Consider the following 13,362-nt stretch of genomic DNA (forward strand, 5'->3'; position numbering starts at 1 on the left):
GTCCTGCGGCGGGTGCCTTTTTCCTATGCCGCGAGCGACCGCGTCTGCACGTCGACACGCCGCCGTAGCGGACCGTCTGCGGTCACTCGCAGGCCGAATGATCAGGCCGCGGCGGCCTTGACCGCCTCACCGACCTCATTCTTGAGCTTGAGGAACTCCGGCGAGCGGCGCAGCTCGTCGGCCTCGACCCCGGTGCGCGGCAGCTCCGAGGGCAGGTCGAGGGCGATCTTGCCGGGCCGGCGCGTCAGCACGACGATGCGCGAACCGAGGAAGGCGGCCTCGTCGGCACTGTGCGTGACGAACACCGTCGTGCGTCCCGACTCCGCGCTGACCTGACGCACGTCATCCTGCAGCCGCTCCCTGGTGAGCGCGTCGAGTGCGGCGAAGGGTTCGTCGAGCAGGAACAGCGGCGTCTCGGCGGCCAGCGCCCGCGCGATCGCCACGCGCTGCTGCTGCCCGCCGCTGATCTCCCAGATCTTGCGGTCGGCGGTCCCTTCCAGGCCCACCCGCTCCAGCAGCTGATCACGCCGCTCGACACGTCGCTCCCGCGGCACCTTGGCGTACTTCAGCGCCAGGTCGACGTTGCCGCCGACGGTGCGCCACGGGAACAGTCGCGGCTGCTGGAACACCACCCCGGAGGTCACCCCCGGGGTGGGTGCCGAGCCACCGACGTGGACCTGGCCCTCGCTGGGTGATTCGAACCCGGCGATCAACCGCAGCAGGGTGCTCTTGCCGCAGCCCGACGCCCCGACCAGCACCAGGAACGCGCCCGGCTCGACGTCGAGGTCCACCGGGCCCAGCGCCGTCACCTCGTTGGCGCCGCTGCCATAGCGGTGCGCCACGTTGGCGATCCGCAGACCGCCCTTGGGATCGGCTTTGAGCTCAGCTTCCCGCGATGGCACCGGGAAGCCCCTTCACGTAGATGGCGTCCTGGAACGTCTTCAGGTCGGCGGCCGCCGGGATCTGCTTCTGGTCGGCCAGGAACTGCGATGCGCTCTGCAGGTTGGTGGCGATGTTGCCCGGAGCCCCTTCGGATCCCAGCCATTCGGCCGAGGCGACGTCGGCCGGGGTCAGGTACACACCCTGCTTGAGCTGCCCGACGACGTCCGCCTCGGGCAGACCGATCTCGGCGGCGATCGCCTTGGCCGCAGCGGCCGGATCATCCTTGATCGTGTCCAGCGCGCGGGCTTCCTGCTCGCGCCAGGTGTCGACCACCTCCGGATGCGCCTGCGCGAACTCATCGGCGACCACACCGAGATCCAGGGTGGGCTTGCCGTCGGCGGCCAGCTGACGGCTGGTGATCAGGTCCTTACCGGTCTTGCGCAGCTGATCGAGGGTCGGCAGCCAGGTGTAGGCGGCATCGATGTCACCGCGGTCCCAGGCCGCCAGGATCGCTTGGGGTTGCAGGTCGATCAGCTGAACATCGCTGGGCGACAGGCCGTTCTGCGACAGGGCGGCCAGCAGGCTGTAATGCGCGGTGGAGGCGAACGGGGTGGCGATCCGCTTGCCGCGCAACTCGGGAATGGTGTTCACACCGGCCTCGTTGCGCACGATCAGCGCCTCATTGTCGCCGGCCACGTCCAGTACGAACGCGACCTTGTAGGGGATGTTCAGCGGCTCGGACAGACCACGGGCCACCGGGCTGGAGCCCAGGGCACCGAAATCGAGTTCCTTGGCGATGAAGGCGGTGTTGACGTCGGCGCCCGAGTCGAACTTGATCCACTTGATGTTGAAGTCGGGCAGCGCCTCTTCCAGCCACCTGTTGTTCTTGACGATCAGGTCGCCGCTGGGAAAGGTCTGGTAGCCGATGCGCAGCGTGGGCTTGTCGCCACCCTCGCCACCGGACCCGGAGTTGTCCACGGCGCAGCCGGCCAGCGCCAGAACGCTGGCAGCGGCGACGGCCACAAGTGATTTGAACTTCATCTAAATCTTTCCTCTCCAGGGGACGGCACGCCGCTCCAGCGCCCGCAGCAATCCGTCGATGACCAGACCGGAGAATCCGATGGCGAAGATCCCGACCAGCACGACAGGGGTGTTGTTGTAATTACTTGCGTCCTTGACCAATCCGCCGATACCGGGGATACCGTTGAACAGTTCGGCGGCGACCACCGACGAGTAGGCCATCCCGACCGCCAGCCGGATCCCGGTGAAGGTCTCCGGCAGCGCCGAGGGCACCACCACATCGCGGATCACCTGGGTGCGGGTGGCGCCCAGCGCGCGGGCCGCCTCCTGCAGACCGACCGGGGCGGCGACGACGGCCGCGGTGGTCGCGACGGCGGCCGGCGGCAGCGCAGCCAGGGCGAGCAGGGTGATCTTCGGGGCCTCATCGATACCGAGCCAGATGACCAGCAGGAAGAAGTAGGCCAGCGGGGGTAGCGCGCGCAGGAAGGTCAGCCAGGGTTCCAGGACGCTGCGCAGCCAGCTCACCGAGCCCATCACCAGCCCGAGCAGGACGCCGAGCACCACACCGATGACGACACCGGCCAGCACCCGGCGCAGCGTCATGTACAGGTGTTCGTAGAGCAGGTAGCCGGCGTATCCGCGTACCCCGTCATGGGTGGTGGAGACGTCGATGAACGCGCGCCACACGGTGCTCGGGTAGGGCACGAAGGTCTGGTTCCAGATGCCGGCGCTGGCCACGGCCTGCCAGACGGCGAAGAAGACCAGCACCGACAGCAGCGGCAGCCCGGCCTTGGTCAGCAGGGCGCGCAACCGGTTCCGGGGTGCGGCGGGACGCGGCGAGTCGGTGGACGACTCGTCGGGCACGATATCGACGAAGACAGACACTGGTGGCCGACTTTCTGTTGCTGGGAAGGGGCTGAACGGACGAGTTCAGCAGCAACAGCAGGGGTCGGCGGACCGCGTCTTGTTCACCCGCGTATTGCTACCCGGAGTGGTTTCGGCGGTAAAGAGCTGGAATCGGCGTGAGTTTTAACCCGCAGCGCGGGGCAGGGTTCTGATCGCGTAGCGCACCGCGAGCACCAGCGCCGCCGAGGTCACCAGAAACAGCGGCCACCCCATCGCCAGTCGGGCGACGGCCAGCAGTTCGGCCTCGTTGGTGGCGTACAGATGGTTCTGCACCAGGAAGCGCGACCACGAGACGATGGCCATCACCGCGGTGACCAGATCGAAGGCCAGCCGCACCCGCGGCACCCGCCGCCAGGCGTCGTCACGTCCGGTGACCCAGGCCCACACCACCCCGACCAGCGGCCGCCGGATCGCGATGGACGCCGTCAACGTGATCGCCACCGCCAACGCGATCCAGATGCCGGGCAGGTAGAAGTCCTTGGCCTCCCCGGTGAACAGCGCCAGACCGGCGCAGGCAGCGACACCGAGGAAACCCCAAAGAGCCGGCCGCAGCGACTCGCGCTTCACCAGCTGCCAGCCGAACACCAGCGCGGCGACACTCACGGCGGCGATCACGGCGGGGATGCGCCCGGCCATCGCGGAGGTCACCGCGTACACACTGACCGGCGCCCCGGAGTAGATCAGTCCGCGGACGCCGCCCGCGCGTTCCAGCAGGCCGTCCAGTGGCGCGTTCGTCACAACTGCCGAGCGTACCGAGCCGTCCGGTCGGGGCAGGTCAGGGTCGTTGCGCCCGGGCCAGCATGCCGGTCACCCAGGGCGGCACGTCCCGGCGCTGCCAGGCCGCGGCGGCCGTGGCCGTCACCGCCGCCGACCGTTCCCGGGCGGCGGCGACCGCGGCTCGCAGCCGGTCGGCCAGCGGCACGCCGGGTTCGGCGGCGACGGCGGGCACCCACGGTTCGACGGTGGCCGGCGCCGTCGTCATCGCGGCGACGCCGAGCTTCTCCCGGTACCGCTCGCCGCAACTGTGGCAGTGCACCTCGTAGCGGACGATGGTGCGGTCCCGTTCCACGAAACGGTAATCGGCGACGGCCACACAGAAGGGGCATCGGGCCTGACCACGTTCGATCACCATCTCCATGCAGAACATGGTGCGACCAACGCCCGGGCTGCGAACACGGGTCGTGTCATGTCGATACGTGTTCGCCGCCCATCCGAGACCGAACAGCTCAGCGGACGTTGTCGATGCGCCGCGGCGGTTCGTCGATCACCTGGCGGTCGGGCTCGTCGTCACCGCGATCCCGGCTGCGCTTCACATCGGGGTCGATCCGGTCGATATGCCTGCTGCGTTCGTCGAGTTCATCGCGATGCTCGGCCGCCGTCTGCTGGTGCGCCGACGCCCGGTCCGCGAGACGACGGGCCTCGGCCGCCTTGGCTTCGGCCTCGGCGGCCGCCGCGCGCGCCCGGGCGTCGGTCTCATCGGCCAGCGCCTGCCGCTTGGCGACCTTCTCACGCTCGGCCTCCAGCTCGGTGCGCATCTTCTGGGCTTCCACCCGCCGCCGCTTGCGCCGCGCCACCAGGGCCAGGCCCACGACGATCGCGGCGACCACCACCACCGCGATGATGATCCAGAGTGTGCCGTTGTCAGACATCTTCGCTCCTAGCTGGGAAGGACTGCACACTTATCTACGCGTGCGCTAATTGCGAGTTCCCAGCCGCCCGAGCAGCGAAACCAGCCGCGCTGTCAGCGGCGGTACCGGTTGTTCTTCTTGGGTGCGGTGGCGATCAGCGTCACGATGACCCCGATGGCGACCAGCGCCGCGATGATGACGACCACGGTTTCGATATCGGACATGTCACTCCTTCAGCCGTGTATCCGAAGTATGTGCCGCGAGCCTGTCCGTTTCCTGAAAGCCGCACCGTCGGGTGAATGATGACACCGTGACCACAGTGACGGGCCGGTTGTGGCGGGGCGGCCAACCGCGCGACGAGGATTTCACCTTCGACGCCATCTCCGACTGCCTGGCATCCGAGGACCAACTGGTGTGGGCCGACATCTACGACCCCGACCACGACACGCTCGCGGCCCTGGCCGCCGAACTGCACCTCGACATCTGGGCCGTCGAGGACGCCGTGGCACCGATGGAGCGCACCAAGGCCACCGTCTACCGCACGCACACCTTCTTCACCGTCTACGCCGTGGACATCCTGGGTGCCGACGCCGACGACGACCTGCTGGCGTCCACGTTGGTCAAACACCGCATCTCCGGATTCGTGCTGCCACGCGGGCTCATCACCGTCCGGCTGCCCTCCGATGATCGGGACGGTCGCGGCGTGCACTTCGACATCGGTTCGGTGTCACGACGTTTCGACGAACTCGGCGGCCAACAGTACGGTGTCGGCGCGCTGGTGCACGCGCTGCTCGACGTCGTCGTCGACGGCCACTTCGATGCCGTGCAGACCCTCGACGACGCGATCGAGGATCTCGAAGACCAGCTCTTCGAGGACAACCCGGCGTCGGGTCGTTCCGCTCGCCCGGACGGCCCTCGACACAGCTTGCAGCGCAGCACATATCGACTCCGCAAGGAACTGGTCGAGTTACGCAGGGTGGTGCTGCCGATGCGCGAGGTGGTCGGCGCCATCCAGCACCGCCGCCTCGACGCCACGACCTCGACATCCCCGTCGCTTCGCCCACCCCCGGCGCCCGAACTGGACCCGCTCTACGCCGACCTCTACGACCACGTGCTGCGCGCCTCGGAATGGACCGAATCGCTGCGCGACATGGTGACCACGGTGTTCGAGACGAACCTGTCGCTGCAGGACGCCCGGCTGAACACCGTCATGAAGAAGCTCACCAGCTGGGCGGCCATCATCGCGGTGCCCACCGCGATCACCGGCTTCTACGGGCAGAACGTGCTCTATCCCGGTATCGAGACCGCCGCCGGCTTTCTCACCAGTTCGGTCCTGATCGTGGTGCTGGTGGCCGTCCTCTACGTGATGTTCCGTCGCCGCGACTGGCTGTGACGCGCCGCAAGCATTCCTCAAGAATCCGCCAAGCGCGCCGCCCGATGCTCTGTGCACACCTCGCAGAACGCGAGACAGACAGCCATCAGGAGCCGCCATGTCCAGCATCGCCACCTTCGCCACCAAGTCCGCCGTCGCCGCCGCCGCCTTGGCTCTCGCCGTGTCCACCGCGGGCGCCGGGTGGGCCGACAGCGTCGATGACACCTACCTGACCAATGTCTACGCCGAGGGCATCTCCTACCCCAGTGATGTGGACGCCATCGACGACGCGCTGCTGGTGTGCGACTACCTCGCCGCCGGCCGCAACGGCACCGACATCAGCGTCGAGATCATGAACAACAGCGACCTGTCACCGCAGCAGGCCGCCACCATTGTCGTGGAGGCGTCCGCGGCCTACTGCCCCCGCTTTTTCGACCAGGTCACCGCCTGATTGACACCTGTCCAGATGTGAGCTGGCGCACGGGATTCTGCCGAATCTCGTGCGTTTCTCCACGTTGGGCGACATAAGCAGACCGCTCACCGCCATAGGGGCACGCACAAGATCATCGAGCAAATGCGAGACTCTTCCGATGATCATCGGGATTCCGCGCGAGAGTTACGCGGGCGAGACGCGCGTCGCGGCCACGCCGGCGACCGTCGCCAACATCATCAAGTTGGGCTACACAGTCCTGGTCGAATCGGGCGCGGGCGTAGCGTCCAGCTTTGCCGACGCCGCCTATGTAGAGGCCGGCGCCACGGTCGGTTCTACCCAAGAGGCACTGTCCGCCGATGTCGTACTCAAGGTCAACGCCCCCGATGACGGCGAGATCGCGGCGCTGCGCGACGGCGCGACACTGGTCAGCCTGATCTCGCCGGCGCTCAAGCCCGAACTCGTCGAGAAGCTCTCGGCTCGCCCCATCACGGTGCTGGCGATGGACGCGGTGCCGCGCATCTCGCGGGCCCAGTCGCTGGACGTGCTGTCCTCGATGGCCAACATCGCCGGCTACCGCGCCGTGGTCGAGGCGGCCCACACCTTCGGCCGGTTCTTCACCGGGCAGGTCACCGCGGCGGGCAAGGTGCCCCCGGCCAAGGTGCTCGTCGTCGGCGCCGGTGTCGCCGGGCTGGCCGCCATCGGTGCCGCCGGCAGCCTGGGCGCGATCGTCAAGGCCACCGACCCGCGCCCCGAAGTGGCCGATCAGGTCAAATCGCTCGGCGGGGAGTACGTCTCGGTGGACCCGAACGCCGGCGAGGTCTCGGCCACCGGCTACGCCAAGGAAATGGGCGAGGACTACAAGGCCCGCGAGGCCGAGCTGTACGCCGAGCTCGCCGCCGACGTCGACATCATCATCACCACCGCACTCATCCCGGGCCGGCCCGCACCGCGCATCATCACCGCGGAGATGGTGGCCTCGATGAAGCCGGGCAGCGTGATCGTCGACATGGCCGCGTCCAACGGCGGCAACGTCGAGGGCACCGTCAAGGACCAGGCTGTCGTCACCGACAACGGCGTGACCATCATCGGCTACACCGACCTGGCCGGCCGCCTGCCCGCCACCGCCTCCCAGCTGTACGGCACCAACCTGGTCAACCTGCTCAAACTGTTGACCCCGGCCAAGGATGGTCGGCTCACCATCGACTTCGACGATGTGGTGCAACGCTCGGTGACCGTGGTACGCGACGGACAGACCACCTGGCCCCCGCCGCCGGTGCAGGTCTCGGCAGCGCCCGCCGCCGCGGCCGCTGCCGCCCCGGTCGAGAAGCCCGCGCCCAAGGCGCCGATGTCGGCCCAGCGCCGGCTCGGGCTGACGTTCGCCGCCGCGGCCGCGCTGTTCGCGTTGATCGCGATCTCGCCGGCCGCGCTGCAGGTGCACCTGGTGGTGTTCGCACTCGCGATCGTCATCGGCTACTACGTGATCAGCGGTGTGCACCACGCGTTGCACACCCCGCTGATGTCGGTCACCAATGCCATCTCGGGAATCATCGTCGTCGGCGCGCTGCTGCAGATCGGCACCGGCGACCTGGCGATCACCGTGCTGGCAACCGTGGCGATCCTGCTCGCCAGCATCAACGTGTTCGGTGGCTTCGCGGTGACCCGCCGCATGCTCGCGATGTTCTCCCGCAGCTAGGGCTGCCCCGACTTCTCACCAGATTCCTTCTCTGCGAACGGATTCCCCATGCTTTCTCTGGAAACTGCGGCCACCGCGGCCTATGTGGTCGCGGCGCTGCTGTTCATCCTGGCCCTGGCGGGCCTGTCCAAACACGAAACGTCCAAGGCCGGCAACACCTTCGGCATCGCGGGCATGGCGGTGGCGCTGATCGCGACCGTCGTACTGGCCATCGGCCGCGATATCGAGCCACTCGGGCTGGGGCTGCTGGTCGGCGCCATGGCCATCGGTGCGGCGATCGGCCTGTGGCGGGCCAAGATCGTCGAGATGACCGGCATGCCCGAGCTCATCGCGCTGCTGCACAGCTTCGTCGGCCTGGCCGCCGTGCTGGTCGGCTGGAACGGCTACCTGCATGTGGAGGCCCATCCGGACGGCGCCGAGGCGGCGCATCTGGCCACCGAGGGCATGCTGGGCATCCATTCCGCCGAGGTGTTCATCGGCGTGTTCATCGGCGCGGTGACGTTCACCGGGTCGATCGTGGCCAACCTCAAGCTGTCGGCGCGGATGAAGTCCGCCCCGCTGATGCTGCCCGGCAAGAACGTCCTCAACATCGGTGCGCTGGTCGTGTTCTTCGCGCTGACGGTGTGGTTCGTCATCGAGCCGCAGCTGTGGCTGCTGGTCGTGGTGACCGTGCTCGCGCTGCTGCTGGGCTGGCACCTGGTCGCCTCCATCGGTGGCGGCGACATGCCGGTCGTGGTCTCGATGCTCAACAGCTACTCCGGCTGGGCCGCCGCCGCGTCGGGCTTCCTGCTGGGCAACGATCTGCTGATCATCACCGGTGCCCTGGTCGGCTCCTCGGGTGCGTTCCTGTCCTACATCATGTGCAAGGCGATGAACCGGTCCTTCATCTCGGTCATCGCCGGTGGTTTCGGTATCGAGGCCGGCCCCGCCGAGGACAAGGACTACGGCGAGCACCGCGAGATCACCGCCGAGGGCGCGGCCGAGCTGCTGTCGAACGCGAGCTCGGTGATCATCACCCCGGGGTACGGCATGGCCGTGGCCCAGGCCCAGTACGGTGTCGCCGATCTGACCCGCAAGCTGCGTGACCGTGGCGTGCAGGTGCGTTTCGGTATCCACCCGGTCGCCGGCCGGCTGCCCGGGCACATGAACGTGCTGCTGGCCGAGGCCAAGGTGCCCTACGACATCGTGCTGGAGATGGACGAGATCAACGACGACTTCGACGGCACCTCCGTCGTGCTCGTCATCGGCGCCAACGACACCGTCAACCCGGCGGCGTCGGAGGACCCGGGCTCGCCGATCGCGGGGATGCCGGTGCTCACGGTGTGGAATGCCGACAACGTCATCGTGTTCAAGCGCTCGATGGCCTCCGGCTACGCCGGTGTGCAGAACCCGCTGTTCTTCCGGGAGAACACCCAGATGCTCTTCGGGGACGCCAAGGACCGCGTCGACGCCATCAACGCCGCGCTGTAATCGGCTCACGAGACGGCCGTCGCGGGTACCCCGCGGCGGTCGTTTCACGTCTGGCGGCATAGGTTCTCCGGGTGGTTCCGCTGTTCTTCGTCGCCGGTGCGATATCGCAGTACATCGGCGCCGCGGTGGGTGTATTCCTCTTCGAGACAACCGATCCCGCTGCCGTGGCCTGGTTGCGCGCCGCCGCGGCGGCGCTGGTGCTCATCGCCTGGCGACGGCCGTGGCGGCTGACCTGGACGCGGCACGGTATCGCGGTGGCCGGTGGGTTCGGCATCGTCACGGTCGCGATGAACGTCGCGTTCTTCGAGGCGATCGCCCGCATCCCGCTCGGTACCGCGGTCGCCATCGAGTTCCTGGGACCGGTGGCCGTGGCGACGCTCGGGTCTCGGCGCGGACGCGATATCGCGGCGGTGGTCATGGTGGCCGCCGGCGTGCTGTTGCTGGCCGGCGTGCAGGCCGACGCCGACCTGCTCGGTGTGGGCTTCGCGCTGCTGGCGGCGGCGTTGTGGGCCGGCTACATCCTGCTCGGTAAGCGCGTCGCCGACGCGGGTGCCGGACTGGACTCGCTGGCGGTCGGGATGGCGGTGGCCGCGGTGGTGCTGGCGCCACCTCTGCTGAGCGGTCAACTGCTTTCGGACGCCACGGTTTTCGCCGAGCCCCGCACCTGGCTGCTCGGGCTCGGGATCGGCGTGTTGTCGACGGCGGTGCCCTATGCGCTCGATCAGTTCGTTTTGACCCGGATCAGCCGCGCACGGTTCGCGCTCCTGCTGGCGCTGCTGCCGGCAACGGCCGCGCTCGTCGGGGCGGTGATGCTGCGGCAGCTTCCGACGCCGGCCGAGGTCGCCGGCATCGCGCTGGTGATGGCGGCACTCATCATCAGTGCCGGCGGACAGCATGCGACGGCCGGGCCGGTCGGTGGCTAGCGGCCGCCGCGCGCTCAGGCCCGTAACCCGAAGGTGAGCAGCGTCGCCAGTTCCGTGTAGGCCTCGGCATCGCTGAGTCCGGTCGCCGACCCGACATCGCGCTGCTGGATGCGGACCATCATGGTGGCGATGAGGTCACCGGCGAAGGCGGCATTGACCTTTCGGTATGCGCCGGCGGCGACACCCTCTTCGATCAACTGACGCACGCGGGCCGCGGCGGCGGCCGTGTTGGCCTCGTAGACATCGCGCGCCGGAGCGAAGGCGTTCATATCGGCCATGAAGGCATCGGACGCGACGGCGAGTTCCGTGCCTACCGCCGTCAGGTAGGCCGACACCCGGTCGGGTACCCGCTCCGTCCGCGCGAGGGTGGCTTCCACCGAAGTGGTGGCGCGTTTGAAGAAGTGCACCGTGACCCGGCGGACCAGTTCGTCCTTGCTCGCGGCCAGCGCGTAGAGCGTGGTCTTGGAGCAACGCAGCCGGGCGGCGATCTCGTCGAGGGTGAGGCGACTGAAGCCCTCGGCCAGGAACAGGGCCAGCAGATCGTCGAACAGACGCGTCTGTCGGCGGGTGGCAAAACCGCTGTCAACCAGGTCGGACATAGCTGGATAGTACTGCAGACGTTGTTTCAGTATCGTTTGGACGATACTGTGCAACCGATCCGAGTACTGTTTTCGAGAGGTGACTCCCGTGCCCGTAGACCGACTGCTCCCGAGCGAGGACGCCGCCGAACTGATCGCGCTGACCCGCGATATCGCCGACAAGGTGCTCGACCCGATTGTCGACGGTCACGAGAAGTCCGAGACGTACCCCGCGGGCGTGTTCGCGCAACTGGGGGCGGCCGGGCTGTTGAGCCTGCCGCAGCCCGAGCAGTGGGGCGGCGGCGGTCAGCCCTATGAGGTGTACCTCCAGGTGCTCGAGGAGATCGCCGCGCGGTGGGCCGCCGTGGCGGTGGCCGTGAGCGTGCACAGCCTGTCTTCGCATCCGCTGCTGGCCTTCGGTAACGACGAGCAGAAGAGCCGCTGGTTGCCCGGCATGCTGTCGGGCGAGCAGATCGGCGCGTACAGCCTGTCCGAACCGCAGGCCGGATCCGATGCCGCCGCGCTGCGGTGTGCCGCGACCAGAGATGGTGACGCGTACGTGCTCGACGGTGCCAAATCGTGGATCACCCACGGGGGCAAAGCCGATTTCTATACGCTCTTCGCCCGTACCGGTGAGGGATCGAAGGGTATCTCCTGCTTTCTGGTGCCAGGTGATCTCGACGGGCTGAGCTTCGGTAAGCCCGAGGAGAAGATGGGTCTGCACGCCGTGCCCACCACCGCAGCGTTCTACGACAACGCGCGCCTGGATGCCGACCGATTGATCGGCGCGGAGGGACAGGGCCTGTCGATCGCTTTCTCCGCGCTGGATTCCGGCCGGCTCGGTATCGCCGCGGTCGCGGTCGGCATCGCCCAGGCCGCACTGGACGAGGCGGTGCGGTACGCGAACGAGCGAACGACGTTCGGCCGCAAGATCATCGACCACCAGGGCCTGAGTTTCCTGCTTGCCGATATGGCAGCCGCGGTCGTCAGCGCGCGGGCAACATATCTGGACGCCGCCCGCCGCCGCGACCTGGGGCTGCCGTACTCGGCGCAGGCATCGGTAGCCAAACTGGTGGCCACCGATGCTGCGATGAAAGTCACCACCGACGCCGTGCAGGTCCTCGGCGGGGTCGGTTACACCCGTGACTTCCGCGTGGAGCGGTATATGCGGGAGGCCAAGATCACCCAGATCTTCGAGGGCACCAACCAGATTCAGCGGTTGGTCATCGCCCGTGGACTCACCGCGTAACCACGCGACGCGAGGTCGACAGCCCCGGGCCGGCCGGGGTTCACTGTGTAGTTTTCAAGGTGCTGCGTATAGGTCTGCGTAAAGGTGCTGCGTTGAGGCTTGCGTGAAAGTTGCTGTCGCCGTTGCTGTGCTCCGGCCGTAGCTGTGCGGCTGGGTTATGCGGCCGCCGGCAGGTTCGTCATGGTGCGGCGATTGTGTGAGCGCAGATGCTCGGGCTCAGGCTCACCCGGCTGGTGGGGCGGGATGAACCAGGGATAGCGGTCGCGGCCGAGGTAGACCTGCCAACCACCGTGGTGGATCATGCTGTGGTGTAGCCGGCACAGCAGCACGCCGTTGTCGAGACTCGTTGTGCCGCCATGGCTCCAGGGGTGGATGTGGTGGGCATCGCACCAGGACACCGGCCGACCGCAGCCTGGGTGCGCGCAGCCGCCGTCGCGGACGCCCAGTGCTTTGCGGATCGCGGGCGTGAACAGTCGCTCGGCGCGGCCGACGTCGAGTGGCACCCCGGTGTAGTCGACGATCACCTTGGTCAGCGTCGAATCGCACGCGATCAGGTCGGCGGTCGCCGCACTGATCGGGCCACCGAAACCAAGCCGGTCCACCGCCTCCTCGCCGCCCACACCACGCCGGTCCACCGACTCGTCCCCGTGTATTCCCGCTGCCGAGGCAGGCCGGATGAGGGTGACGTGCGGCAACACCCCACCGGACATCGGTCTGGTCGAGTGCGACAGATAGGTCCGCAGGATCTGCGCGACCGCATCACCGCGGCGTTTGTCGATCGGCCGCGGGTCCGGCGACCCATCCGGCAGTGGGACCGGCCGGCACAACGGATCCAGGGCAGAGCACAGTCCTTCCCCGGTCCCGACGTCGAGGTTCAGGGTGGCCTCATACCGGCCCTCCTCGCCCAGGACCAGCGTCATCGTGTTGAGGTCGGCGTCCTCGGCGACCGGCACCGCGCGTTCTTCCAGAGGTAGGTCTGCGGTCCGGTCGATGCCGATCGCCCGGGCCTTCTTCCCCACCTCGGCCGGCGTGGTCTGAATCATCAGTTTGGTCACCACGCTCGCCCGATCCTGCTCGGACAGCTCGGTTCTGGCGTTGATGTGGGTGACGCCTTTGCCGACGGCGTCGGCGAACTCAATCCCGACACCACCCAAGCGTTGAGCGGTGGTCAAGGCCGGCAGCAGATGCGCTGCCCGGCCCACCCGCAC

At 68.1% G+C, this 13,362-nt stretch carries 14 protein-coding genes; 6 read left to right on the top strand and 8 right to left on the bottom strand.

Annotated elements, in window-relative coordinates:
- Positions 1 to 101: 101 nt before the first annotated feature.
- The 6 genes from BST17_RS22000 to BST17_RS22025 form a co-directional block, all read right to left on the bottom strand.
- Positions 102 to 902 (bottom strand): ABC transporter ATP-binding protein, encoded by an 801-nt coding sequence (locus tag BST17_RS22000; RefSeq protein WP_083061021.1) that lies wholly within the window; start codon positions 900 to 902, stop codon positions 102 to 104.
- Complete coding sequence (locus BST17_RS22005) at positions 883 to 1,923, bottom strand: taurine ABC transporter substrate-binding protein (RefSeq protein WP_083061022.1); 1,041 nt, start codon at positions 1,921 to 1,923, stop codon at positions 883 to 885. Before BST17_RS22005 ends, BST17_RS22000 begins: the two co-directional genes overlap by 20 nt.
- Positions 1,924 to 2,787 (bottom strand): ABC transporter permease, encoded by an 864-nt coding sequence (locus BST17_RS22010; RefSeq protein WP_083061023.1) that lies wholly within the window; start codon positions 2,785 to 2,787, stop codon positions 1,924 to 1,926. It abuts the gene before it with no gap.
- Between the two features lie 144 nt (positions 2,788 to 2,931).
- Positions 2,932 to 3,546 (bottom strand): DUF3159 domain-containing protein, encoded by a 615-nt coding sequence (locus BST17_RS22015; protein ID WP_234807772.1) that lies wholly within the window; start codon positions 3,544 to 3,546, stop codon positions 2,932 to 2,934.
- 37 nt (positions 3,547 to 3,583) lie between these two features.
- The gene (locus BST17_RS22020) at positions 3,584 to 3,946 is read right to left on the bottom strand and encodes a hypothetical protein (protein WP_133053568.1); all 363 of its coding nucleotides are present in this window, start codon (positions 3,944 to 3,946) and stop codon (positions 3,584 to 3,586) included.
- Positions 3,947 to 4,034: 88 nt separating this feature from the next.
- Entirely contained in the window at positions 4,035 to 4,457 is a 423-nt protein-coding gene (locus BST17_RS22025; protein ID WP_083061025.1) for a hypothetical protein, read from the bottom strand.
- Between the two features lie 289 nt (positions 4,458 to 4,746).
- On the opposite strand from BST17_RS22025, the gene BST17_RS22030 reads away from it, so the two are divergent.
- The 5 genes from BST17_RS22030 (at position 4,747) to BST17_RS22050 (ending at position 10,327) form a co-directional block, all read left to right on the top strand.
- Positions 4,747 to 5,829 (top strand): magnesium transporter CorA family protein, encoded by a 1,083-nt coding sequence (locus tag BST17_RS22030; protein WP_083061044.1) that lies wholly within the window; start codon positions 4,747 to 4,749, stop codon positions 5,827 to 5,829.
- 97 nt (positions 5,830 to 5,926) lie between these two features.
- Positions 5,927 to 6,259, top strand: coding sequence for a DUF732 domain-containing protein (locus tag BST17_RS22035; RefSeq protein WP_083061026.1), 333 nt, complete (start codon positions 5,927 to 5,929; stop codon positions 6,257 to 6,259).
- Positions 6,260 to 6,398: 139 nt separating this feature from the next.
- Complete coding sequence (locus BST17_RS22040) at positions 6,399 to 7,934, top strand: Re/Si-specific NAD(P)(+) transhydrogenase subunit alpha (protein ID WP_083061027.1); 1,536 nt, start codon at positions 6,399 to 6,401, stop codon at positions 7,932 to 7,934.
- A gap of 48 nt (positions 7,935 to 7,982) precedes the next feature.
- On the top strand, positions 7,983 to 9,404 hold the full coding sequence (gene pntB / locus BST17_RS22045; protein WP_083061028.1) for a Re/Si-specific NAD(P)(+) transhydrogenase subunit beta: 1,422 nt from the start codon (positions 7,983 to 7,985) through the stop codon (positions 9,402 to 9,404).
- Between the two features lie 71 nt (positions 9,405 to 9,475).
- The gene (locus BST17_RS22050) at positions 9,476 to 10,327 is read left to right on the top strand and encodes an EamA family transporter (RefSeq protein ID WP_083061029.1); all 852 of its coding nucleotides are present in this window, start codon (positions 9,476 to 9,478) and stop codon (positions 10,325 to 10,327) included.
- A 14-nt stretch (positions 10,328 to 10,341) separates the two neighbouring features.
- Here BST17_RS22050 and BST17_RS22055 read toward each other — a convergent pair whose 3' ends face one another.
- The gene (locus tag BST17_RS22055; protein WP_083061030.1) at positions 10,342 to 10,926 is read right to left on the bottom strand and encodes a TetR/AcrR family transcriptional regulator; all 585 of its coding nucleotides are present in this window, start codon (positions 10,924 to 10,926) and stop codon (positions 10,342 to 10,344) included.
- A gap of 88 nt (positions 10,927 to 11,014) precedes the next feature.
- Here BST17_RS22055 and BST17_RS22060 point away from each other — a divergent pair, with 88 nt between their 5' ends.
- Positions 11,015 to 12,154 (top strand): acyl-CoA dehydrogenase family protein, encoded by a 1,140-nt coding sequence (locus tag BST17_RS22060; RefSeq protein WP_083061031.1) that lies wholly within the window; start codon positions 11,015 to 11,017, stop codon positions 12,152 to 12,154.
- Positions 12,155 to 12,309: 155 nt separating this feature from the next.
- On the opposite strand, the gene BST17_RS22065 is transcribed toward BST17_RS22060, so the two are convergent.
- Positions 12,310 to 13,362, bottom strand: a 1,053-nt coding sequence (locus BST17_RS22065) for an HNH endonuclease signature motif containing protein (protein ID WP_083061032.1), incomplete at its 5' end; no start/stop codon positions are given.

The sequence above is a fragment of the Mycolicibacterium bacteremicum genome, from assembly GCF_002086115.1.
Lineage (GTDB): Bacteria > Actinomycetota > Actinomycetes > Mycobacteriales > Mycobacteriaceae > Mycobacterium > Mycobacterium bacteremicum.

What these genes read in the sequence shown, in the direction of transcription:
- BST17_RS22055 (WP_083061030.1), bottom strand. Translation starts at nt 10,926, where the DNA reads ATGTCCGACCTGGTTGACAGCGGTTTTGCCACCCGCCGACAGACGCGT.
- pntB (WP_083061028.1), top strand. Translation starts at nt 7,983, where the DNA reads ATGCTTTCTCTGGAAACTGCGGCCACCGCGGCCTATGTGGTCGCGGCG.
- BST17_RS22020 (WP_133053568.1), bottom strand. Translation starts at nt 3,946, where the DNA reads ATGGAGATGGTGATCGAACGTGGTCAGGCCCGATGCCCCTTCTGTGTG.
- BST17_RS22035 (WP_083061026.1), top strand. Translation starts at nt 5,927, where the DNA reads ATGTCCAGCATCGCCACCTTCGCCACCAAGTCCGCCGTCGCCGCCGCC.
- BST17_RS22025 (WP_083061025.1), bottom strand. Translation starts at nt 4,457, where the DNA reads ATGTCTGACAACGGCACACTCTGGATCATCATCGCGGTGGTGGTGGTC.
- BST17_RS22005 (WP_083061022.1), bottom strand. Translation starts at nt 1,923, where the DNA reads ATGAAGTTCAAATCACTTGTGGCCGTCGCCGCTGCCAGCGTTCTGGCG.
- BST17_RS22040 (WP_083061027.1), top strand. Translation starts at nt 6,399, where the DNA reads ATGATCATCGGGATTCCGCGCGAGAGTTACGCGGGCGAGACGCGCGTC.